The 21,990-nt window shown below is 37.4% G+C and carries 21 protein-coding genes; 9 read left to right on the top strand and 12 right to left on the bottom strand.

Going from position 1 to position 21,990, the window contains the following annotated elements; translation table 11 throughout:
- The first annotated feature begins 44 nt into the window (after positions 1–44).
- The 4 genes from ACTJJF_RS11450 (at position 45) to ACTJJF_RS11435 (ending at position 4,710) form a co-directional block, all read left to right on the top strand.
- Positions 45–2,216 carry a TonB-dependent siderophore receptor gene (locus tag ACTJJF_RS11450; protein ID WP_440699737.1) on the top strand — a complete coding sequence of 724 codons (2,172 nt, stop codon included), beginning with the start codon at positions 45–47 and terminating at the stop codon, positions 2,214–2,216.
- A 17-nt stretch (positions 2,217–2,233) separates the two neighbouring features.
- A complete protein-coding gene (locus tag ACTJJF_RS11445; RefSeq protein ID WP_440699736.1) occupies positions 2,234–2,851 on the top strand; it encodes a hypothetical protein in 618 nt (205 codons plus the stop codon).
- Between the two features lie 80 nt (positions 2,852–2,931).
- Positions 2,932–4,128, top strand: coding sequence for a PepSY-associated TM helix domain-containing protein (locus ACTJJF_RS11440; protein ID WP_440699735.1), 1,197 nt, complete (start codon positions 2,932–2,934; stop codon positions 4,126–4,128).
- Between the two features lie 96 nt (positions 4,129–4,224).
- A complete protein-coding gene (locus ACTJJF_RS11435) occupies positions 4,225–4,710 on the top strand; it encodes a low affinity iron permease family protein (protein WP_312300110.1) in 486 nt (161 codons plus the stop codon).
- A gap of 222 nt (positions 4,711–4,932) precedes the next feature.
- Here the strand turns inward: ACTJJF_RS11435 and ACTJJF_RS11430 are convergent, their stop codons facing one another.
- The 12 genes from ACTJJF_RS11430 to ACTJJF_RS11375 form a co-directional block, all read right to left on the bottom strand.
- Complete coding sequence (locus ACTJJF_RS11430; protein WP_312300108.1) at positions 4,933–5,427, bottom strand: DUF6843 domain-containing protein; 495 nt, start codon at positions 5,425–5,427, stop codon at positions 4,933–4,935.
- A 14-nt stretch (positions 5,428–5,441) separates the two neighbouring features.
- A complete protein-coding gene (locus tag ACTJJF_RS11425) occupies positions 5,442–6,428 on the bottom strand; it encodes a hypothetical protein (protein ID WP_312300106.1) in 987 nt (328 codons plus the stop codon).
- Positions 6,429–6,662: 234 nt separating this feature from the next.
- The gene (locus tag ACTJJF_RS11420) at positions 6,663–7,088 is read right to left on the bottom strand and encodes a hypothetical protein (RefSeq protein ID WP_312300103.1); all 426 of its coding nucleotides are present in this window, start codon (positions 7,086–7,088) and stop codon (positions 6,663–6,665) included.
- A 24-nt stretch (positions 7,089–7,112) separates the two neighbouring features.
- The gene (locus tag ACTJJF_RS11415) at positions 7,113–8,060 is read right to left on the bottom strand and encodes a hypothetical protein (protein ID WP_440699734.1); all 948 of its coding nucleotides are present in this window, start codon (positions 8,058–8,060) and stop codon (positions 7,113–7,115) included.
- A 109-nt stretch (positions 8,061–8,169) separates the two neighbouring features.
- On the bottom strand, positions 8,170–10,896 hold the full coding sequence (locus tag ACTJJF_RS11410; RefSeq protein ID WP_440699733.1) for a hypothetical protein: 2,727 nt from the start codon (positions 10,894–10,896) through the stop codon (positions 8,170–8,172).
- 104 nt (positions 10,897–11,000) lie between these two features.
- Entirely contained in the window at positions 11,001–11,972 is a 972-nt protein-coding gene (locus ACTJJF_RS11405; protein WP_440699732.1) for a hypothetical protein, read from the bottom strand.
- Entirely contained in the window at positions 11,969–12,376 is a 408-nt protein-coding gene (locus ACTJJF_RS11400; RefSeq protein ID WP_440699731.1) for a hypothetical protein, read from the bottom strand. Before ACTJJF_RS11400 ends, ACTJJF_RS11405 begins: the two co-directional genes overlap by 4 nt.
- Positions 12,377–12,589: 213 nt before the next feature.
- Positions 12,590–13,009 (bottom strand): hypothetical protein, encoded by a 420-nt coding sequence (locus ACTJJF_RS11395; protein WP_312300093.1) that lies wholly within the window; start codon positions 13,007–13,009, stop codon positions 12,590–12,592.
- A 224-nt stretch (positions 13,010–13,233) separates the two neighbouring features.
- Positions 13,234–14,040: a hypothetical protein gene (locus tag ACTJJF_RS11390; protein WP_440700074.1), complete on the bottom strand. Its 807-nt coding sequence runs from the start codon at positions 14,038–14,040 to the stop codon at positions 13,234–13,236.
- 130 nt (positions 14,041–14,170) lie between these two features.
- Positions 14,171–14,902 (bottom strand): MIP/aquaporin family protein, encoded by a 732-nt coding sequence (locus ACTJJF_RS11385; protein WP_440699730.1) that lies wholly within the window; start codon positions 14,900–14,902, stop codon positions 14,171–14,173.
- Positions 14,903–14,926: 24 nt separating this feature from the next.
- Positions 14,927–16,423: a glycerol kinase GlpK gene (gene glpK, locus ACTJJF_RS11380; protein ID WP_440699729.1), complete on the bottom strand. Its 1,497-nt coding sequence runs from the start codon at positions 16,421–16,423 to the stop codon at positions 14,927–14,929.
- Positions 16,424–16,436: 13 nt separating this feature from the next.
- Entirely contained in the window at positions 16,437–18,035 is a 1,599-nt protein-coding gene (locus ACTJJF_RS11375; protein WP_440699728.1) for a glycerol-3-phosphate dehydrogenase/oxidase, read from the bottom strand.
- Between the two features lie 202 nt (positions 18,036–18,237).
- Here ACTJJF_RS11375 and ACTJJF_RS11370 point away from each other — a divergent pair, with 202 nt between their 5' ends.
- The 5 genes from ACTJJF_RS11370 (at position 18,238) to rplD (ending at position 21,987) form a co-directional block, all read left to right on the top strand.
- Positions 18,238–18,999 carry a DeoR/GlpR family DNA-binding transcription regulator gene (locus ACTJJF_RS11370; RefSeq protein WP_440699727.1) on the top strand — a complete coding sequence of 254 codons (762 nt, stop codon included), beginning with the start codon at positions 18,238–18,240 and terminating at the stop codon, positions 18,997–18,999.
- 163 nt (positions 19,000–19,162) lie between these two features.
- Positions 19,163–19,411, top strand: coding sequence for a hypothetical protein (locus tag ACTJJF_RS11365; protein ID WP_440699726.1), 249 nt, complete (start codon positions 19,163–19,165; stop codon positions 19,409–19,411).
- 71 nt (positions 19,412–19,482) lie between these two features.
- Positions 19,483–20,298 carry a GLPGLI family protein gene (locus ACTJJF_RS11360; RefSeq protein WP_440699725.1) on the top strand — a complete coding sequence of 272 codons (816 nt, stop codon included), beginning with the start codon at positions 19,483–19,485 and terminating at the stop codon, positions 20,296–20,298.
- A gap of 442 nt (positions 20,299–20,740) precedes the next feature.
- The gene (rplC, locus tag ACTJJF_RS11355) at positions 20,741–21,367 is read left to right on the top strand and encodes a 50S ribosomal protein L3 (protein ID WP_065400320.1); all 627 of its coding nucleotides are present in this window, start codon (positions 20,741–20,743) and stop codon (positions 21,365–21,367) included.
- A complete protein-coding gene (rplD, locus tag ACTJJF_RS11350) occupies positions 21,358–21,987 on the top strand; it encodes a 50S ribosomal protein L4 (protein WP_065400321.1) in 630 nt (209 codons plus the stop codon). The genes rplC and rplD overlap by 10 nt, the downstream gene beginning before the upstream one ends.
- The last annotated feature ends 3 nt before the right edge of the window (positions 21,988–21,990 follow it).

The raw sequence follows: 21,990 nt of genomic DNA, 5'->3' as shown, positions 1-21,990 counted from the left end.
TATTTAGAATTAATAAAAATAATATTTTTGTAAAAAATTATCAGATGAATAAAGTAGTATCCTTTTCTCTGCTTGTATTGGGTGGGGTTTTTGTAAACGCACAGAAGGTAAATGATTCTATTAAGAAGTCGAAAGAAATTGACGAAGTAGAATTATTTGGTGAAAGAAAAAAACAGCCGCAAGGTTTAGAAGCAATTACAAGATTGCCGTTAAAAACCAGAGATCAGATTCAGAGTATCTCTGTGATCTCCCATAAAGTAATTGAAGATTTAGGAGGACTCACTGTTACCGATGTTGCAAAAAATGTCCCGGGTGTTACTCAATTCGGCAGCTATGGAGGAACTAGAGAAAGTATGTCTATCAGAGGATACAGAGGAGTTCCGGTTTTAAAAAACGGAGTACAGATGGATTCAGATTTCCGTACCGCTGGTATGCTTACTGATATGCAGGGGATAGAAAGTATCCAGATTATTAAAGGATCTGCTGCTGTTACACAAGGAATAGGGGATGGTCTGGGATCTGCCGGAGGTGTCATTAATGTAGTTACTAAAGTTCCTAAGTTTATTAATCAGACCAATGTAGGTTTCAGATATGGAAGTTGGGATTTCTATAGACCAACAGTTGATTTCCAAAGAGTATTGGATACCCAGGGAAAAGTAGCGGTAAGATTAAATGCCGCTTATCAAAATAATAATAGTTTCAGAAGATTTATTAATACAGAACGTATTTATGTAAATCCATCAATTGCCATTCGTCCGGACGATAAAACGGAAATTATAGTGGAAATGGATTATATGCATAATAATACGACACCAGACAGGGGAACAGTAAACCTTGCGAAAGGAGATAAAGAAGCTATCTACAAAATGACGGGAAGAAAATTCCTTGGATTTTCCACAGATAATGCAAAAACTGAAACATTCAATTTTTCAACTACTGTAATACGAAAGCTAACTGATAAATTAAAATTAAGAGCTGCATACATGAGCTCAACATATCAGACTGAAATTGTAGGTGCAGCTTTGGCTCCTTTAAAAAGAGATAATCCTACGGAGTTCCGTAACAGAACCCTGACCAGATCTGACAGAGAAGACTTGAATAAAGTATTTCAATTTGACTTTATTGGTGCAGATGTGATGACCGGCTTTATGAAGCATACATTCCAGGTAGGCTTTGATTGGAAAGAATCGAATGTTACAACCACTTCATATAAAGCTAAAGATGTAGATCAGATCAATGTTTTGAATGATATTAATAATATTCTTCCTAATAATATTAATATTGATTTATCCACAGCTAATGCGATTAATACAGTAGCTCCTACTATGGGATTAATGGCACAGGATGTTATTACTTTCAATAAGTATATTAAAGCTCACCTTGGTGTTCGTTATAGCAGATTAATCGGATCAGATAAAGAAAAAGATTATGCCTGGAACCCTTCCTTAGGAATTATGATTTCACCGATTGAAAATATGAACATATTTGGGTCATATACAAGTACCACGGCTTTGAGAAGTTCAAACAATGTACTATTCAGCGGAGGAACAGTAGGCGCATCCACAACAAAACAGTGGGAGGCGGGAATTAAATCTGATTGGCTAAATGAAAGATTGAGATTTAACGTAACATTATTTGATATCAAAACAGATAATTTATCATATGAGCTCCTTAATGCAGGAAACCCAACAGGAAAATATGCGCTTGCAGGTAATTTGAAAAGACAGGGTGTTGAAGTTGAGTTGATAGGTAAAATTCTTCCCAACCTTCAGGTGATGACAGGCTGGGCTTATGTTGATGCTCAATATGAAGACAGTCCGTCATTTGTTAACGGTTCAGCTCCTATTAATACCCCTAAGCACTCTGCCAATGCATGGTTGAACTATAAATTTGATACAGGAGTTCTTACAGGTCTTGATGTAGGTGCGGGAATTTATTTTGTGGGAGAAAGACCTGTGGATGATTATAAACAAACCTATTCCAATACAGATAACGGCCATGTAAACGGAACTCAGCCTGGTGAAAAACCTTTCTTTATGCCACAATATACTACAGTTGATGCTCAGATAGGATATTCTTTCAAAAATGGTTTGGGTCTTAGAGGGTTCTTCAACAATATTTTTGATAGTGTAGGGTATAACTCTTATTTCAGAGGTGGATACATCGATCAGATTCAGCCAAGAAACTTTGCCGTACAGGTGAACTATAAATTCTAATCAACAAATCATCAATAATGAAAAGAGTAAAAACAGTATTTTTTGCATTAGCTCTGGGAGCAGTTGCAATGTCATGTTCAGGAGATAAGAAAAAGGGAATCGATTATAATCAGTTCAAAACTGAAGTACAGCTTACCCCGGATCAGGTGAAGAGCTTCGATGAGATCACGAAAAAGTATCAGGACCTGCAGGAACAGAATTACCAGGCAGCAAAGGCACAGGGTGGGAATATGGACCGTGTTGCATTGGGAATTAAAGGAGAAGAACTGAGAGCACAGCAAGCTATTGAAATGGCAAAAGTGCTGGATGGCCCTCAAATGGAAAGATTCAAAAAGTTTGTGGATGAAAATTCCAGAAAGAGACCTAGATATGATAATGCTCTTTTAGAAAAAATAAAAGCAGAAGCCCAGCTTTCAGAAGATGAATTCAAAGTGGTGAACGCTGCTAATGATGCCTTTGAAAAAGCCTTCAATGATGCCCATGATGTATACCACGGGAACAATGATCTTGCTAAAGAATACTGGGAAAAATTTGATGCCCAGAGAAAAGCGGCTATTCAGAAAGCATTGACGCCTGAGCACTATACAAAATTCAAAGAAATTGTGAAGGATGTACAGTTCAAAGGAAGAAAATAACTTTAAACATTCATATTAATTTTAATTTAAAGAACATTAAGATCGTCAAAGGTCTTAATGTTTTTGTCATTAAGACCCGGATGAAAACATTATTTAAAAGTCTTTACAGAAAAAGAAGGAAAAACGAATCGGTTACCAAATACCTGATGTGGCTTTTGCATCTGTGGCTGGGGCTTTTATCTAGTATAATTGTTTTTATAATGTGCCTCACCGGTTGTCTGTATGCTTTTAAAAACCAGATTACGGATTTAAGTAACAGGGATAAAGTATATATCAGCCCGCTATCAGTTAAGGTAAAAAATCCGGACCTGATCCAGGCTGAATTGCTGAAGCAGAACAAAGAGCTTACTTCCCTGCTGATTCCTGATGATAAAGGAAAAAGCTATGTCATCGGATACCGTGAAAATCAGCTGGATAAAAGTGCCTATTATAACCAGTATACGGGAGAAATTCTGGGACAGCCGGAAGTCGGTTCAGGCAGATTCTTTGAAGTGGTTCTTGACCTGCACAGAAACCTGATGATGGGAAATGCCGGCAGGCAGATTGTGGGAGCTGCAGTACTGATGTTCTGTGTTCTGCTGATCTCCGGTCTTATTCTCTGGCTGCCTAAGAAACTGAAGTTTTTAAAGCAGGGACTGACGGTCATGTGGAAAGCAAAATTTCAGCGTGTCAATCATGATCTTCATAATACACTTGGTTTTTATACTTTCCTTATGCTGTTCTTTATTGCAGTGACGGGATTGTATGTGACCTATCCATGGGTGAAAAATGCACTTATTGTAAGTCTTGGAGGATCTTCCATAGATCATATTTCAAAAGAGAAAGATGATGAAGATGATGCTTTCGGCGGACTTCTTGAAGATATGCTTCAGAAACAGGATGAGAAGAAAAACCTGAAAGATGCCGCTTCCGCTTCTATTGCCCGGATTTTGAAAAACTCCGATCAGCATCTGCCTTATACCGCTGTAACAAGTATAGAGCTTCCCAATAAAGATAATCCGAGATATGTGGTGATCAAGACCAATACCCATAACCTTTTGGGAATGATGTTGCCTGATGAAGTTACCTTTGATAAAACAGGAGTCTTCAAGACCAAAGAGTTATTTTCTGACAAACCTTTGAATAAACAATTCACCTCTCTGGCAAAACCTCTGCATACCGGGGAAATTATGGGGCTGCCAAGTATCATTCTATATTTTCTGGTCTCCCTTATCGGATGCTCTTTGCCGGTTACAGGATTTCTGATCTGGTGGCACAGGTTCAGAAAAACGAAGTAAAAACATTGCTTTTCTGTTTTTCATACCTCATTTTTACTATTCTTTACTCACGGTTCAGGTTAATTTTATACATTTATTCTCCAAATCACTTATATTATGGAGCATAAGAATCATAACTTTTTTGAAAAGTTTTCAAACTGGGCCGTGAAATTTACCGGAAGTCCGGCTGCGTTTTTAGGAGCAATGGCTATTGTTATTGTCTGGGCAATAACAGGGCCTTTTTTTGATTATTCAGAAGTCTGGCAACTGGTGATCAATACAGGCACCACCATCATTACTTTTTTGATGGTTTTCCTTATTCAGAAAGCACAGAATAAAGATTCAAAAGCAATACAGATAAAGCTTAATGAGATTCTTGCAGCCCATGAAAAAGCAAGCAACAGGATCGTAGATATAGAAGACCTTACAGAAGAAGAACTGGATCAGCTTCATCATTATTATGAAAGACTGGCAGAACTTGCCAAAAAAGATTCAGACATTCATACCTCGCACTCCATTGATGCAGCACAGAGAAACCAGGATTATAAGTATGAGTTCTTCAAAAGAAAGCATGAAGAATGGTTGCAGAAAAAACAGCAATAAAGAGGAGATTCTGCAAATGGAAAATACTTGATTATAAGTAGTAGCCGAGCTAACGTAGATTATATTTTCTACAATCTATTGCAACTTTAGCATTAAAAAATGATTCAAAGATATTCTGCCATAGAAAACATTTGCCCCCACAAAGAAAGCCTTCTTGTAGTCGTACAAGATAGTATTCTCTACGTGTAAGCATAGTGATAAACTCGGGCAAATGTGAAGAACTTAAAACTCAGTTCCCGTAATTTGTTTAACAGTTTTTAAAAAATCATTATTATATTGAACGGAAAAATATTTATCTAAAGATTGTTTATCCGTTACATAGAATTCCTGAAATTTTAAGTCTTGGTCATTATTGCCATATGTTCCAACAGTACCATCTCTATATATCCCTATCTCTTTTGTATTTTTATGATTATCAAAAAGTATATTAATCGGGGCTCTGTTACCTAAAGAATCAACAAAATAATATTCATGTTTTATAAAGCCATATTTAGGTTTAACTTTTACTAAAAGTATCCCATTTTCAGGAACTTTATATACTTTTTTATTTCCTTCGTAAGTAATTTCCTGCCCTTTTAACTGATTAAAAATTATATTAACTTTTCCTCTATAGCCATGAGGTATCAGGTATATTTCAGGCTCGGGTCTTTGCTCTGTACATGAGCTTATTATTAACATACATACAATTAATAATAATAAGGTTTTTATATTTTTCATAAATTAAATTGTTATTACCAACGTCTTCCTGCCCCTCTTCCGCCAAATGATCCTCCTTTTTCTGATTTATCCTTATCATCAACATTCAGTGGAGTGCTTTGCATCATTTTATTCCATTCTTGTATACTAAATATAGTGCTACCCATTTTTATACCGGTGAATACTCCATTTTTATCAATATTAACAGTGAAATTAGCCGTCATCATAGGTCTGTCATTATCTCCGGGTAAACTTGTATAAGGGTTACCATCATATGGACTCACCCCAATAAACAAGGCATTTCCTTTAGTGTCTTGAATAAAGGTCTCAGCCGCTGGAAATCTGTCTCCGAATTGTTGTGCCATAATATCCAAAGTCCCCGTTTTAGTATTCTCCGTTAATGAAAATTTAGTTTTAACATCTATATCGGGTGAGGCTGGTATCAGCGGATTATGTCCTGCCATTGTTGAAGTCCATGATATTGTATTGCTACCATCTTTATTAACCTTATAGACAAAATCAGTAATACTTCCTTTATCATCTGAAGCTGTTTTTGTTCCAAACCAAGGATGGTGTGACGGATCTGATTTTGTTACTAAATTGGTATATTTATGCGTGGAAGGATCCATAATATAGCTTTGACTTAATCTGGAAGTAGCGTTCAATGAAGTTGTATATCCTCTGTTTTCTCCATCTCCGTCAAAACCTTTTCCGAAAGTTTTAAATGGAGCAAATGCTCTTATGTAAATTGGATATGGCCAGTTATCAGGTGTAATAGTTTGTGAGGTATACATTCCCGATTTCATATCCAGATAAGTACGCATCTGATCAACATTCAAAGTGGTCATAAAACTTTTTTCAACCTCTTTAGTCTCAGGATGATTAATATTGCCGGTTCTTGCCAGGCTTTCCTGAAGTTTTTTAAACAGTATTTCCATACTGGAGTTCGAATGATGAGCCGTTGGCCGTTGCGTTTGCTGGTGAGGTTTAATACCTTTTTCTACAGGGTTTATTGATTTCATATTTATTAGTTTTTCAGGTTCAAAATTCGCCTTTTTCCGGGAGAATTCCTTGTTTTTTAAGTGATGATTCCTGTAGCTGCAGCAAAGAGTTCTTCCAAAGTTTAGAATAGCCTTTTACTGTATTTGTAAATGTATTGATATTTTTGAAATATCAGAAACTTCCGAATTGGGTAGTTATTTTATCCATTCAATCTTGAACAGCAAAAAGGCGGCACAAACTTTAGATTAACATCATTATTCTATTTTTTTGAATATGAAATTATATGCGTTATATATAATTTCTAAAACATCTTTATCATTTTTTGGTTTTTCCCAATAACCGTTTGGTGAATCACCCACAAGAGGTTTTGAGAATATCATCTCCGATTCATTGTGATCAGTAAACAATAAAAAATTATTAAATGTAATGTGTCTCCCATCTACTTCAATGGTTCCATTTGTTTCATATAATACCTGGCTTTTATCTTTGGAATAAACTTTATTATTAAATGTAAAGTCTGAATTAACTTTTAGTATTGAAGCCTCTCCTGATGGAAATGTATATAAGTATTGACCGGGTAAGTATTTTTTTGCATCTTTTTCACTATAAGAGTTACAGCTGAATAAACCGATAGAAAATAGTAGTATTAACACAAGCTTTACAAACGTATTATTTTTCATATTATTTATTAAGTTATTATGTTTTTATTTGAATAAATTAGAAACTTGTCTTGAGATAGCAGGCCTATATATTGTGGTTTTCAGATTATAGTTGACTTGTATTGTTCTCATATATCCATTGGTACCATAATAGTTGTTTGGAATCGTAGCTTTGCCGGAATATTTACCTTTAACCGGAGGATTTCTGGTACCCGATGTTGCGCCCATAAGATCTGTACAAGTTACTTTTACAGTATAAGTATCTACAAGATTGCCAAGATCCACTTTTATAATACTTGCCGTTGCATTAAAACTTCCATGAAATGTACTTGTTGGATTAGAAACAATGGTGCTTAAAGCATCAGCCATATATTTTTTATCATCCAGCCACTGATTTCCTGTATTAAATTTTACAGGATTATTTCGGCTGACATCCCTGCTTCTGGTACCTTTATCTCTATAACTCTCCACAAGCTTTTCGATTCCATCGTGTATTTCATCAATTCGTAAGAATTGTTTTCCCATTTTAGAATTTTCATCAAAGTTTCTAACGGCTTTACCTTTTCCATATACCCATTGATAAAATAGCGAATATGGATCAACTTCTTTATCTGATTGTTCACGAGAAAGTCTCCCCTGAGAAAGTATATCAGCTGCTGAAGCAATTCCTTGATATTTAAGCCTATAATTCTTTTGGTCACTAGATTCTTTTCTACCACAGGTACCACAATTTCTTTTTTTTAGTGAACCATCTGGTTGAAACGTTCTCGATTTCAAATCGTTATATTGGCGCATCTGATCAATACTTAATATCCTTATATTGTCTTTTTCAATCTTTTTAGTCTCAGGATGATTGATATTGCCGGTTCTTTCTAAGCTTTCTTTGAGTTTTTTATACAGCGCTTCTTTACTAAGATCCGAATGATGAGCGGTCTGCTTTTTCGTTTGCTGGTGGGGTTTGTTGCCTTTTTCTACAAGACTTGTTGATTTCATGGATTAGTATTTTAAATTTTCAGGTTCAAAATTCAAGCTTTTTTACAAAAAAACCTTCCTTTTTGAGAAAGGTTTTCTGTAGTTGCGATAAAAAGCCTGTTTGCTACTATTACCTCATAAAATAACTAAAATAAGAACAGCTTCCCATCAGATTTTTTGTGGTTTCCGTATCTGAATACTGGGCTTTCAGCTGTGCAAAATATGTCCTGTATTTCTGATTTTTAAGATTATCCATTTCTTTCTGGCGGGCATCTTCTTTTTCAGACCATTTCGGATCAGAATAATCGAAATCTTTCGGAGCTTTTGCTTCATACTGGTAATATTTACCTTGCTCGGCGCTTGCCATCTGGAACAGGATTCTTGCCTTTTCCTCCTTATTGCCGGACAGTTTAAGGGCTTTCTGGTAATAACCGATGGCCAGGTCAAAATTATCAGGTTCAATATAAGAAGTGTCCAGGAAGTTTTTATAATAATATTTGTAAGGATTAGTACGGTCCGTGTTCCAGAAATTGTATTTCCCTCCGTTGCTATTATCAATGTCCATTACAAACAGCTGTCGGTAATATCCCAGAATAGACGTATTATAAAGCAGATTTCCGATCAGTTGGTTGGCCTTCGCTGCTTTTTCGTCATTTCCGTTTCCGATCTTTTTAAGCTGGATTAATGCGTCACACAATGTCAGTTTATTCATATTCTCCTTAATGAAAGGGAAATTTGCATAGTTTTCGGCTTTCATACTTTCCGCTTCCGGACTTCCGAAGCTTTCCCATACATTATGACCAAAAACCAGGCTGGAAATATTATCATAACCATCGTATTCTGCAGGTGTATATTGTTTTGGAGTAATGATCTGACCTTCTTTTTCAGACCAGTCATAATTCACTCTCGGAATTCCTGCAAACTGCTGTGCTTTTTCGTAATAAGATTTGGCCTTTTCAAAATTGGCAAGCCTCATGGCCCTGTCACCATAGATGGTATTAAAGAAGGCCTCAATATTCCCTACACTGTCCATATTTTTAGCAATGATCTGCTGTTCAAACTGCGTTTTGTTGGTTTTTCTGTAGAAGTTTTCCACACTTTTTACCAAACTGGAGTTAGGATTGTACTGAAGATCAGAAAGCTTATTATTCATCAGGAATGATTTTCCGTCTTCTCCCTGAAGGAAGTATCGGTTGGCAAGAACGTCTTTAAGGAAATCAGCAGTAGAAGGGGCATCGCCATAATAATCATAATCATTGACATTGGCGGTGTCTTTTTCTACCTTTTTCTCTACAAAATACTCAGCATAATCTTTCATTAAGTGATCTTCGTAGGCAGCATCTATTTTGGGCTGGGAAACAATATCGTTCAGCACTTTCATCCTTTTGATCTCTTCCTGGTATTCCGGGTTGGTGGTTTTAATGTCATTGAGGATTTCAGAACTTCCTTTATAGTCTTTTTTCAGGAACTTGAGATAGGCATCCGCAATCTGCCAGTATTCATCTTTGGATTTTTCCTTGGTCTTCTCAGTGAATTTTTCAAGGTCATCCAGATAGTCCTTTGTCTTTTCATCATAGTAATACCCCGTTCTTGTATAGAAAGGAATCCGGTCCGGATTGCTGAATAATTCATCATCACTCTGGTCAGCCTTTGCTTCACTGCCGGATTTATCAGACTTGGAGCCTCCGAAAAGATTTTTGAAAAACCTTACGATTTTCTGCCAGAAAGAAACCTTTTCTTCCTTTACCTCCTGATTGGCTTTATCTTTTTGCGGATCTGCTGAACCCTTGGTATCAGCTTTCCCTCTCTGTACAGATACTTTTCCGGAAGCGGCATCAGTATAATAATAAGTCGGAAGATAACTTCTTTCCAGTTCGTTGATGCTTCTTACCGCCAATACCTTCAGGATCTCGGAATCCGGATTGATGTCATACATCTTTTCCATAATAGGAATAGGATTATTGAAATCTTCATAGCCTAAAAGGAAATATGCCATATTTTTCTCCTCATTCGTACCCGCTCTTTTCATGATATTGCTGAAGGAAGCAGTATCTGAAAGCTTCATAGAAATAAAAGCAGACTCCTTACGGTCTTTACGGTTCATGAATACCTGGAAGAAGTTCCAGTTGGCATCACTGTTCTTTTCCAGACCTCTCTGGGCTCCGGCCAGCTGATCCAAAGCCATGAAGTAAACCGTTCCTTTCAGTTTAATAGGCTCTATATAAGTTTTGAATGCCTGCAGGGCAGCATCGTAATTTCTCGTATAATGATTGAAACGTACAAGCTGATATCCGTAACGCTGTTTGATTTCAGGATTTCTGGCGGCATGATATAATGAAGTTAAAGCTGCAATTGTTTTATTGTAATCCAGTGAAGTAGCATCTTTACTATTGTTACTTCTGTCATAGTAAAATGAATTTTCACTTTCCACATAATTGATGCTCATATAAGGTTCCAGATATTTGGCCTCAATCAGATAATCAATTCCTTCTTTGTATTTATGATAAAACCCGGTGCCAAGTTTTTGTAAAAGCGGGTTGCCGGGAGTACCGTTCTTTAACGCATTAAGATCATTCATACTCAGTTTGTATACCAGATTTTGTGTTTCCGTATAGCTCAGCTGATTGTTAAAGAATTTCTTCCAGGTCTCAATATTATCATCAGGAATCAGAGCAGCATTGTATCCGCTGTAGAATCTTGAAGAATAATTGTGCAGGAAAGGAAGATAAGACTTATCCCGGATAATACTCTGTGTAAAGAGATTAAAATATTCATAATCTGGGTCAGACCACGCACAGGCATCTGATTGTGTATAGAAAAGAGATACAACCGCAAGTGAAAGAAGATACTTTTTCATAGGGTTTGTTGTGTTTTTAGTTTAATATAATAGTTTATGATTACAATATCGGGCAGACACTTTCGTAAATTGGGATGAAAGGGCTGTCTTAATCTGCAGGAGATTTAAAATTTTCTGTCTGACACAAATTTACTATCTAATTGATAATAAATGATATTAAAGTGTGGGATTTTTTTCTGCAGATAGCGAATAACTTCTTCAAGCTGTTCTTCTGAAATTTCCTCCACCTTGATCTTAAATCCTTTATTTAAATAATTTCCGAAGTAAAATCCATCTTTCATAATTTCAATTTCTTCAGATGAAATCTTTTTAAAATTGGGATTATCGAGATCCTTTTTAGAAAGGGCGTTGATGAGTTTGTGCTTTTCCAGATGATTGGTGACAATTCCCCATGAATAAACAGGAAGTGCAACTTCAATTTTTTTAATCGGATAATCTTCCAGTTTTGAAAGATAGCTCTTCAGGGTGCCAACATCCAGGATAGAATTCTTATCTGATTTTTCCAGAGGTGAGGAAGTAGAGTAGCACATCAGGTATACTTTTTCTACAGGAGGAATCCCGGTGTTTTTTTTATCTCTTACCTGGTGAAGGCGCAAGGTACACGTAATCTCTTTTCCTGAGACCCTTTTCAGCTCCTTTAGAAATTTAAAATAATCTTCCCGGGTACCTGCCGTCCAGTCACAGTCGATCTGAATTTCATTATTGATCTTTAAATGATATTCTTCCGCTTTCTTCTGAACCAAATGATGAATGCTTTCTGCCAGAAATGTAATCTCATCCGGGCTGATCCCCAAAAGAGTAGGGTTGGTAATGAAAACAGTCGGTACAATTTGTTTGTCGGTCTGAAAACTGGCATCTTTCGTGATCACGGCTACAGGTTGAAATTTTCCCCCGATTTTGTCAACATCGAAAAATCTTGTATAGAGAAAAGGCACCGGCGCTTTATCCAGTACCGTTTTTTCTTCCCGGTCAAGTTTCAGATTGGTTTTCCAATAATAAAAGGTATAAGGATGTTGCTCTTTCCTGCTGCATGAAACAATGAGGAACAGAATGAATAGAAATCTTACTGCTTTCATTGATATAAAATGCTCTTGCAGTCACAATTCTTCTGATTCATTTCCGGGCAGCAGCCATCTGATTTTTTGATATTTCCCTTCGCATCGGTAAGGTAAATATCCTTTTTGTCAAATTTTACGTAAAAGGTTTCATTATAGGTTTTGAAATGAACCTTCATCACCTTCGGATTATACTTCCCGGCATTGATGACTTCTTTTGTCTCCTTCCCGGTTTCCGGATCTACCTGAATAAATCCAAACTGTACATCCCCGTTCTTTTTCACATCCAGATAATAGGCCGGTGTTCCCGAACCTTCCTCTCCGGTTTCAATATTGAAATCTCTTTTTCCCGTAAATGGTGCTTGCGATTGTGCAAAAGATAAAATACTGATGCAAAGAATAAGTAAACTGAAAATCTTTTTCATGAATTTTTTTTTCAAAATTAAAAATATTTACCAACCCTCAAAACCGTAAAATCCCGGTGATTAAAGGTAAATCTGTAATGTCAAACTCCTATCACAATCAATATCTGCAATTTGTATTACCATTCCCCTCCGCTGAAGGAGTAGCAAATCTATGATTTGACGGGGTGGTTTCCAATATACAAAAACCACCCCTAAAGGAGTGGCTTTATATCGTTATTCATACAATTCACTTTCGCAGGTGCAGGTCTCTTTATCTATGCTTTCCCTGGCAGAACAGCAACCTTCCAGATTCAGGACATTTCCTTTTTCATCTGTCATAAAGATTTTATTCTTGTCAAATTTTACAAGGAAAGTTTCTTTGTATTTTTTGAACTGTACTTTCAGTACTTTATTGGGAGCATATTTTCCTGCATTTATTTCCTCCTTGGTTTCCTCCTGGTTCGCCTGGTTTACCTGTACATATCCAAAAAAGACATCCCCGTTTTTTTTCACATCCAGATAATAATGAGGGGTGCCCGTACCACTATATCCTTTCATAATATCAAAACTTCTGTATCCTGTAAAAGGAGCCTTTACCTGTGCAAAAGATAAAATACTGATGCAAAGAATGAGTAAACTGAAAATCTTTTTCATGAATTTTTTTTTCAAAATTAAAAATATTTACCCAATCTGTAAACCGTAAAATCCCGGTGATTAAAGTTAAATCTGTAATATCAAACTTCTATCACAATCAATATCTGCAATTTGTATTACCATTCCCTTCCGCCGGAGGGGGGATCTATGATTTGACGGGGTGGTTTCCAATATACAAAAACCACTCCCGGGGGAGTGGTCTATATCATTCGGCTAAAGCAGAATTAAAAAACAGTCGCCGCCAGCTGGATCCTTGCGTACTTATTAGAAGGATTCCACATGGCCATCATGGAAACAGGTAAGCTGTAGTGGTCTGTGATTTTAATAACCTTTCCGGCTTTTACACCTACATTGACGATGTCAAAATTATTTTTTCCATTGCCATATAAAAAAGTGTTGCCATTCAATGAAAATCCTGCACCTACGAAGGCATCCAGATTTACTTTTTGTCCACTGATCACAGGGTAGCTTGCCTGAATATAGGTAGAATACCTGTTCTTTTTATAGCTTCCGTCCGGTTCCAGAATAACCTCCCCTGCATTGGCTCCTCCGTATAGCATAATATCAGCTTCAATATTAATGGGAAAAGCAGGCCCGAAAGTATAATTGGTCCTCAGATCAATGATATGGGCTGTTCTTCTTTGAGAGTAGCTGAAAATGTCATCAGCCGCCACTGCAGTATTGATATTCCTTGAATTGTAAAGATCCCATAATCCGATATAAAAACGTCCGTCAGAATACTGGATATAATAATTGATCTCTTTATAATGGGTGTTGTCCTTGTCATCGGCAAGAGCAGAAGCTCCCCAGATTCCCGCTTTCCATTTCTTGTCTGCATCAAGAGCATAAGAAAGGTTTCCCATGACCACTGGTTTATCTGTAATGATCAGCCCTCTCCACAAGTGATTGTTCTGGATATTGGCAGTAAAGTTAAGTCTGCTTTCTTTGGTTTGTTTGTCTTCACCGCTTTCCTGAGAAAATAATCTTCCTGTGCCTAATACCATCAGGAAAATTGCCTTAAAGATTTTCATCATTTGCATTCTTTTTTTAGTTAAATATGAATTCAATACGCAAAACCCACCACGCCATGACTCGCAAAGCGTTTAATGGAAGCCTTATCGATTTGTCTCATAAGGCTTTTGCGTTAAATAATCTAAATTTTTAGCTTAAACATCCATATAAAAGAGCGGCGATAACAGCTCCTGTTACAGGTCCTATTACGGGAATCCATGCATATCCCCAGTCGCTACTGCCTTTTACAGGGAGAATAGCATGCATGATTCTTGGAGCGAGATCTCTTGCCGGATTGATAGCATATCCCGTAGTTCCTCCTAAAGATAGTCCGATTGCCCAGACAAGGAAGGTAACCGGAATGGCTCCTACAGAGCCAAGCCCTACTTTCGCTGACGGATCTGCATGAAGTGAAATGCTGGGATCTGAAAAATAAAAGATCACAAATACCAGAACAAAAGTCCCAATAATTTCACTGATAAGATTGGATGATGTTTTTCTGATGGCAGGGCCGGTGCTGAAACAGGCCAGTTTGGCTCCTTCATCTTCTGTAACTGCAAAATGATCCTTATGAAACAGCCATACCAGAAATGCGCCTATCATCCCACCCATCATCTGGGCTGCGATGTAAGAAGGAACAAGGTCCCAGGAGAATTTTCCCGCCGTTGCCAGGCCAATGGTTACAGCCGGGTTCAGGTGTGCCCCGCTTACAGGCCCTGCAACAGTTACCCCGATAAAAACGGCCAGTGCCCATGCAGTGGTAATTACAATCCAGCCTGAATTATTTCCTTTGGTATCTTTTAATACAACATTTGCTACAACGCCGTTTCCTAATAAAATAAGAAGTGCTGTACCTATTAATTCTGCGATAAATGGTGTCATATGAGTTTTTTTAAGGTCAGGGAGTTAATCTTCGATCCAGTTTTGAGAACGTGATACAGCTCTGTTCCATAGATGTACCATTTTTTCCACCTTTTCCCTTTCCAGTTTGGGATGGAAATCTTTGTCTATGATCCATTGAGCCTGTATTTCATCTATGCTTTTCCAGTATCCTACAGCAAGACCGGCAAGATAAGCCGCACCAAGGGCTGTAGTTTCCAACGTTTTTGGTCTTGTGATTTTAAAGCCGAACAGGTCAGATTGGATCTGCATGAGCAGGTCACTGGCCGAAGCACCACCATCTACTCTCAGTTCAAGGCTTTCTCTTCCTGAATCCGCCTCCATAGCCTTCACAATATCATACACCTGGAATGCGATTCCTTCCAGAGTAGCTCTGGCAATATGTCCGTCTGTGGTTCCTCTTGTAATTCCCACCACGGTTCCTCTTGCATACTGATCCCAGTGAGGAGCTCCCAGCCCTGTAAGAGCCGGAACAAAATAAACACCGCCATTATCTTCAACAGATGCTGCCAATTCATTCACCTGTTCAGAAGAATCAATTAATTTAAGCCCATCTCTCAGCCACTGAATAGCTGCTCCGCCTACAAATACACTTCCTTCTAATGCGTAATTAACTTCACCATTGATCTTCCATGCCACAGTAGTCAGAAGGTTGTTTTTAGAAGAGACGGCTTCTTTTCCTGTATTCATCAATAAGAAACATCCCGTTCCATAGGTATTCTTTACCATTCCCGGAGAGGTACACATCTGCCCGAATAAGGCTGCCTGCTGATCTCCTGCGATTCCTGCAATCGGAATTTTAGTAGAGAACAGGGTAGTGGCTGTTTCTCCGTATACTTCACTGCTTTGCTTTACTTCAGGAAGAATTGCTTTCGGAATATTGAATAATTCCAGCAAATCATTATCCCACTCAAGGGAGTGAATGTTCAGAAGCATGGTTCTGCTGGCATTAGATACATCGGTAATAAACATTTTACCACGGGTCAGTTTCCATACCAGCCAGGTGTCAACCGTTCCAAAGCATAATTTTCCGGCTTCAGCTTTTTCTCTTGCTCCTTCTACATTATCGAGAATCCACTTTAGTTTTGTAGCTGAGAAGTAAGCGTCAAGTACAAGTCCGGTTTTTTCTTTTATTTTTTCAGCATGTCCCTGTTCTTTCAGTTCATCACAGTATTTTGATGTTCTCCTGTCCTGCCATACGATGGCATTGTAGATAGGTTCTCCGGTTTCTTTGTCCCAGACAATTGTAGTTTCCCGCTGGTTGGTAATACCGATAGCGGCTACTTCCAATCCGGAGATTCCTGCTTTTGCTATGATTTCTGCTGCTACGGAGATTTGTGAAGACCAGATCTCATTCGGGTCGTGTTCTACCCATCCCGGGGTAGGAAAGATTTGTCTGAAGTCTTTCTGAGACAGATATTTTATTTCTCCGCTGTGGTTGAATAGAATCGCTCTGGAAGAGGTTGTTCCCTGGTCTAAAGCGAGAATTAATTTTTCATTCATATTATATAGAGTGTTAATTTAGGTTAATGACTTTCGGTGAATAAGGTGTTAATAAATAACCTCTTGCCAGATCAATGAATTCGCTTTCCTGCTTTTGGGCCCATTCTTCAGGATGTCCTTTTTCTTCAGCAATGATTTTTGCTACGTTATGAGCGCTGTCTATAGCAGCTCTTGCATCCAGGAATAAAAGACGTACTCTTCTTGCCAGAATATCCTCAACAGTTTCTGCCATTTCATTTCTTGCTGCCCATACAACTTCCGCCACAGTAAACGGATGATCCGGATGAATCTTTTGGGCATAGCGTGGGTTGCTATCCTGTAAAGCTTTGATGGCCGGGATATCAGATCCGTAAACGTACAGGTGGTTCGTTCTGTCTACCTGTTCAGGTTTTACATTTCCATGAATAGAAAGATGCTCTGTTTTAGAAGGAGTATTTCCCAGTCTGTGAATTTTCATGGCTTCGTTTACTGTATCTTCAGCCATTTTTCGGTAGGTTGTCCATTTTCCTCCGATGATGGAAACCAGTCCGGTAGGAGAGGTGATCACTTTGTGACTTCGGGAAACTTCTTTGGTGTTTTTGCTTCCGTCTTTAGGTGCTGCAAGGGGGCGAAGTCCGGCGAATACAGATTTTACATCCTCACGGGTTGGTTTTTTAGCCAGATACTGTCTTGCGGTATTTAAAACGAAACTGATCTCTTCCTCCAAAGCACGGGGCTCAAAACTTTCATCTTTAAGAAGGGTATCCGTAGTTCCTACCAAAGCTCTGTCATGCCATGGAACAACAAACAGGACCCTGCCGTCTGAGGTTTTCGGGATCATAATGGCATCATCGCTCTTCAGGAAAGATTTATCCAGTACAAGGTGAATTCCCTGGCTTGGTACTACAAGTTTACCATGCTTAGGATTGTTCATATTAAGAATATCATTGGTAAATACCCCTGTTGCATTGATGACAACATTTCCGTGAATCTGATACTGCTGCCGGCTAAACTGATCTTCAGCTGTAACTCCGATGATCTTGCCGGAATCATTTTTTAAAAGGCCAACCACTTTCATATAATTGATTGCAGTTCCACCTTTTTCAATAATAGTCTGGGTTAAGTTAACGGCTAATCTTGCGTCGTCAAATTGCCCGTCCTGGTAAACAACTCCACTCATCAAATGATTTTGTTCAATAGTCGGAAGCTTTTCAACGGTTTTCGATTTGCTGATATATTTTGTCTTACCCAAACTTAATTTTCCGGCAAGGAAATCGTAAACAGACAATCCTATTTTATAATAAATTCCGCCCCACCAGGTGTAATTAGGAATAATGAAAGACTGGTTTTTTACGATATGGGCTGCGTTTTTTGCCAATAGCCCTCTTTCCTTTAATGCTTCTTTCACCAGACCGACATCTCCCTGGGCAAGATATCTTACTCCGCCATGTACCAGTTTGGTACTTCTGCTGGATGTTGCTTTCGCAAAGTCATGAGATTCAAGCAATAAAGTTTTGAATCCTCTGCTTACTGCGTCTAATGCTGAACCTAAACCACTGGCTCCTCCTCCTATGACAATAAAGTCCCATTCCTTTACATTGGTTAATTTACTGAGTTCTTCGTTTCGTTTCATAAATGTTTCGTTTATGTTTCGTTTTCAAATATATAAATTAAAAATGAAAGCAAAAAGAAAATAAATGAAATTTTAAAATTGGGTATACTTATGATTTACAATTGCCTTTATGATTGAAGATGATGGGATTACCTGTATTCTTATCCAAACAATAAAAAATGCAGATATAAAAAAAAGCGGTATTTTTGAGGAAACAAATAAAATGGAAAAGCTAATTCCAAGGCATGATGAAATATTGAAAGAGCTAGATGAAAAAGGTCACGTTCTTGTTCAGGATTTGTGCGAAAAATTAAATGTTTCTTCGGTTACGATCCGAAAGGATCTGAACTATCTCGAAAGTCTGGGGCTTCTTTTCAGAAATCATGGGGGAGCAAGTAAGCAGGTGAGATATGCTTATGAAAAAAATGTGGGGGAAAAAGAAAATATAAATGTAGATGCAAAACAGGCTATTGCTAAGGCTGCTCTTTCGTTGATTCATGAGAATGACTGTATCATACTGGCATCTGGAACTACGATGCACTATCTGGCAAGAATGCTGATGAGCTTTGGCCCGCTTACCGTTCTGACTTCTTCGTTGAGGGTAGCTATTGAACTTTGCAATAATCCTAATATTAATGTCATTCAGTTGGGAGGTGAAGTGAGGAAAAGCTCTACTTCCATTGTAGGGTCTATTTCGGAAGGAATTCTCAAACAGTTTTCCTGCAATAAGCTTTTTCTGGGTGTAGACGGAATTGATCTCGAATTTGGTATCAGTACTTCCAACGCTGCCGAAGCGCATCTTAATCAGGTGATGATTGAATGTGCGGATAAAACTGTGGTTCTTGCAGATTCTTCCAAATTAAATAAAAAAGGTTTCGGGAAAATTGCTTCACTGGATCAGGTGGATTATCTGATTACGGATGATGGTATCACAGCTGAAGATCAGGCTAAGCTTGAAGAAATTGGAGTTAATGTGATGAAATGACCATTGTATTGATGTAGAGGGTTGAATGTGTTTTGGTAAATATTTATCAATTGGTTGTATTGTTTGTGTTTTTGATGTTTATTTATAAATTTTATTGATAGAAATTTGGTTATTTGTCTTTTTATTCATTACTTAGTGAAGTTAAAAACTAAAAAATATTACCATGAAAAAATTATTCTTAGTAGCAACATTGATGGTTGCTGGTCTGATGAGTGCAAACACAATCGCTCCTGAAGTTGAAATTACAGAAAGTACACCTGTAGTAGAAGCGGAAGCTCCTGAGGTGACAAAAGCGGCTGCTGCCTGTGTTCCTGCAACACTTTCCTGTGGGATTCAAGGTACAGCTTGTGGAGAAACTCTGGGAGATATTATAGATGTTGTTCTTGTAGCTGACGCATTACTGTGTCCTTAATTATTGATAAAATAACGTATACAAAGAGGATTTCGTATCCTCTTTTTTATTAATTAAAATTGATGTTTTTTATGCAGAAACTTGGAATTATATTTTTGTCTTTATTGCTGTTCAGTTATGCGAGTGGTCAGAAGGCTGTTAATTTAGATGTGGTGAAATCTCAGTATGTTTATTTGCTGACAAGCCAGCGGGATTCATTGGATAAGGAAAACATAGGGCAGGAATATTTTATATTGCAAAGAGGAAAACAGAAATCACAGTTTATGAGTTTGAATTCATACAAAAGAGATTCTATTACAACAGATCTGATCAATAATAGATCTTCAGTTGCTAATCTTAACCTGGGGAATATTCCGAAGACTGACTTTGCTTTCAGGATTGTTAAAGACCAAAGTAAGAATACAATAGAATTTTATGACAAAATAATAAGGGCTGATTTTTTATACGAAGAAAGTCCGGGGTTCAAATGGATGATCACTGATCAAAAGAAGAAGATTGGTGATCTCAACTGCCAGGCGGCACTTCTTAAATATGGAGGACGTAATTATAAAGCCTGGTTTACGAATGATATTCCGGTTTCGGATGGTCCTTATAAATTTTATGGATTACCAGGGCTGATTGTTGAAATGGAGGATGATAAAAAACATTATAAATTTGAGCTGATCAGTTATAAAAATCTGGCTGACGAAAAACCGTTGTGGATATCGGAAAGAAGACTAGGCGGAAAAAAGATTGCAAAAGCAGATTATTATAAAGCATTAAAGAACAGTCAGGATAATATTATTCTTGAAATGTCCAAAAGTGGATTCAATCTTAGTTCTGATGCCGAGAATCAGGTAAAAGAAAAACTGAAAAAACGTAATAATCCTATAGAACTGGTTCCGTAGTCTGTAACATGAAGTATTGAAAATATAAAGCCTTATGCTCTCATAAGGTTTTTTTATTTGAATATAATGGCGGTGTCATAATGTCCGGTCTTGTAGCTGTCATTTTTTTTGACGTGATATATTGAAAATGTTTCATTATCCAATAGTTATGGCATTTTATTTGATTCTTGCTGTTGACTTTGAATAGTGAGGATTAACAATTGAAGTGAAAAGACTGTTTTTTATATCTGATCCGTTTTTTCAAAACCTGTTTTGTTTTCAAAAATGATCTAAATGATTAAAAATCAAAATATTTTAATTGAAATATTTGTCAGTTACAAAATTATTCATAAATTTGCACACTCATTTTAGGAGCGTAGTGTGCCTATATCAGAATTAGAAATCACTTCAGACTCCCGGAAAATGGAAAAAATAAAGGATAAATTTTATTATAATATAAACAATGTCAGGTATTATTGGTAAAAAAATCGGTATGACATCTTTGTTTAACGAAGAAGGGAAAAACATTCCTTGTACAGTTATTCAAGCTGGTCCATGCTCGGTTTTACAGGTCAGAACCTTAGAAAAAGACGGTTATAAAGCTGTTCAATTAGGTTTCGATGACAAGAGTGAGAAGAACGTTGGTAAAGCGTTAGCTGGTCATTTTAAAAAGGCTGGTTCTGCTCCTAAAGCTAAATTGGTAGAATTCTACAGAGAATTCGTTGATGAAGTAAAAGTAGGAGAAGAAGTAAAAGTTGATTTGTTCTCTGAAGGAGAATTTGTTGACGTGACAGGAACTTCAAAAGGTAAAGGCTTCCAGGGTGTTGTTAAGAGACACGGATTTGGAGGTGTAATGCAGGCAACTCATGGTCAGCACAACAGACTTAGAGCTCCAGGTTCTATCGGTGCTGGTTCAGACCCTTCAAGAGTATTCAAAGGGATGAGAATGGCTGGAAGAATGGGAGGTGAGCAGGTGACTGTTCAGAACCTTCAAGTGTTAAAAGTTGATCAAGAACAAAATCTTTTAGTAGTAAAAGGTGCTGTTCCGGGAGCTAAAAATTCTTATGTAATTATCAGAAAATGGAACTAGTAGTATTAAATACATCAGGAAAAGAGACCGGAAGAAAAGTAACTCTAGACGAAACAGTATTCGGAATTGAGCCAAATCAGCACGCGGTTTACTTAGAAGTTAAACAGTACCTTGCTGCACAAAGACAAGGAACTCATAAAGCAAAAGAAAGAAGCGAAATTACTGCTTCTACTAAAAAGCTTAAGAAGCAAAAAGGATCAGGATCTGCTAGATACGGTGATATTAAATCTCCAGTATTCAGAGGTGGAGGTAGAGTATTCGGACCAAAACCAAGAGACTACAGATTCAAATTGAACAAAGCTCTTAAGAGATTAGCTAAAAAATCTGTTTTATCTCAGAAAATGAGAGACAACAGCATTAAAGTTTTAGAAGATTTGAGCTTTGGTGCTCCTAAGACTAAAGATTTCATCAATGTATTGAATGCATTGGAACTTAACGGTAAAAAATCTTTATTCGTTCTTCCTGAAGCTAACAAGAATGTGTATTTATCTTCAAGAAACTTACCTAAAACTAAAGTAATGAACTTCAATGAGATCAGTTCTTACGATTTAGTAAACGCTGGTGAGATCATTTTCTTAGAAGGTGCAGTTGAAAAATTCCAGGAAAATTTAAAGAAATAAGTC

Origin of the sequence: Chryseobacterium sp. 22458 (assembly GCF_052044975.1) — a bacterium.
Taxonomy (GTDB): domain Bacteria; phylum Bacteroidota; class Bacteroidia; order Flavobacteriales; family Weeksellaceae; genus Chryseobacterium.
Note: the sequence above shows the minus strand (reverse complement) of the source record. Positions and strands in the feature narration are given on the sequence as shown.

Excerpts from the sequence above, each read along its gene's own strand:
- ACTJJF_RS11370 (WP_440699727.1), top strand. The coding sequence starts at position 18,238 with ATGGAAAAGCTAATTCCAAGGCATGATGAAATATTGAAAGAGCTAGAT.
- glpK (WP_440699729.1), bottom strand. The coding sequence starts at position 16,423 with ATGAATGAAAAATTAATTCTCGCTTTAGACCAGGGAACAACCTCTTCC.
- ACTJJF_RS11420 (WP_312300103.1), bottom strand. The coding sequence starts at position 7,088 with ATGAAAAATAATACGTTTGTAAAGCTTGTGTTAATACTACTATTTTCT.
- ACTJJF_RS11450 (WP_440699737.1), top strand. The coding sequence starts at position 45 with ATGAATAAAGTAGTATCCTTTTCTCTGCTTGTATTGGGTGGGGTTTTT.
- ACTJJF_RS11400 (WP_440699731.1), bottom strand. The coding sequence starts at position 12,376 with ATGAAAAAGATTTTCAGTTTACTTATTCTTTGCATCAGTATTTTATCT.
- ACTJJF_RS11360 (WP_440699725.1), top strand. The coding sequence starts at position 19,483 with ATGCAGAAACTTGGAATTATATTTTTGTCTTTATTGCTGTTCAGTTAT.
- ACTJJF_RS11405 (WP_440699732.1), bottom strand. The coding sequence starts at position 11,972 with ATGAAAGCAGTAAGATTTCTATTCATTCTGTTCCTCATTGTTTCATGC.
- ACTJJF_RS11375 (WP_440699728.1), bottom strand. The coding sequence starts at position 18,035 with ATGAAACGAAACGAAGAACTCAGTAAATTAACCAATGTAAAGGAATGG.
- ACTJJF_RS11410 (WP_440699733.1), bottom strand. The coding sequence starts at position 10,896 with ATGAAAAAGTATCTTCTTTCACTTGCGGTTGTATCTCTTTTCTATACA.
- ACTJJF_RS11395 (WP_312300093.1), bottom strand. The coding sequence starts at position 13,009 with ATGAAAAAGATTTTCAGTTTACTCATTCTTTGCATCAGTATTTTATCT.
- ACTJJF_RS11425 (WP_312300106.1), bottom strand. The coding sequence starts at position 6,428 with ATGAAATCAATAAACCCTGTAGAAAAAGGTATTAAACCTCACCAGCAA.
- ACTJJF_RS11385 (WP_440699730.1), bottom strand. The coding sequence starts at position 14,902 with ATGACACCATTTATCGCAGAATTAATAGGTACAGCACTTCTTATTTTA.
- ACTJJF_RS11440 (WP_440699735.1), top strand. The coding sequence starts at position 2,932 with ATGAAAACATTATTTAAAAGTCTTTACAGAAAAAGAAGGAAAAACGAA.
- ACTJJF_RS11430 (WP_312300108.1), bottom strand. The coding sequence starts at position 5,427 with ATGAAAAATATAAAAACCTTATTATTATTAATTGTATGTATGTTAATA.
- ACTJJF_RS11435 (WP_312300110.1), top strand. The coding sequence starts at position 4,225 with ATGGAGCATAAGAATCATAACTTTTTTGAAAAGTTTTCAAACTGGGCC.
- rplD (WP_065400321.1), top strand. The coding sequence starts at position 21,358 with ATGGAACTAGTAGTATTAAATACATCAGGAAAAGAGACCGGAAGAAAA.
- rplC (WP_065400320.1), top strand. The coding sequence starts at position 20,741 with ATGTCAGGTATTATTGGTAAAAAAATCGGTATGACATCTTTGTTTAAC.
- ACTJJF_RS11415 (WP_440699734.1), bottom strand. The coding sequence starts at position 8,060 with ATGAAATCAACAAGTCTTGTAGAAAAAGGCAACAAACCCCACCAGCAA.
- ACTJJF_RS11445 (WP_440699736.1), top strand. The coding sequence starts at position 2,234 with ATGAAAAGAGTAAAAACAGTATTTTTTGCATTAGCTCTGGGAGCAGTT.
- ACTJJF_RS11390 (WP_440700074.1), bottom strand. The coding sequence starts at position 14,040 with ATGAAAATCTTTAAGGCAATTTTCCTGATGGTATTAGGCACAGGAAGA.
- ACTJJF_RS11365 (WP_440699726.1), top strand. The coding sequence starts at position 19,163 with ATGAAAAAATTATTCTTAGTAGCAACATTGATGGTTGCTGGTCTGATG.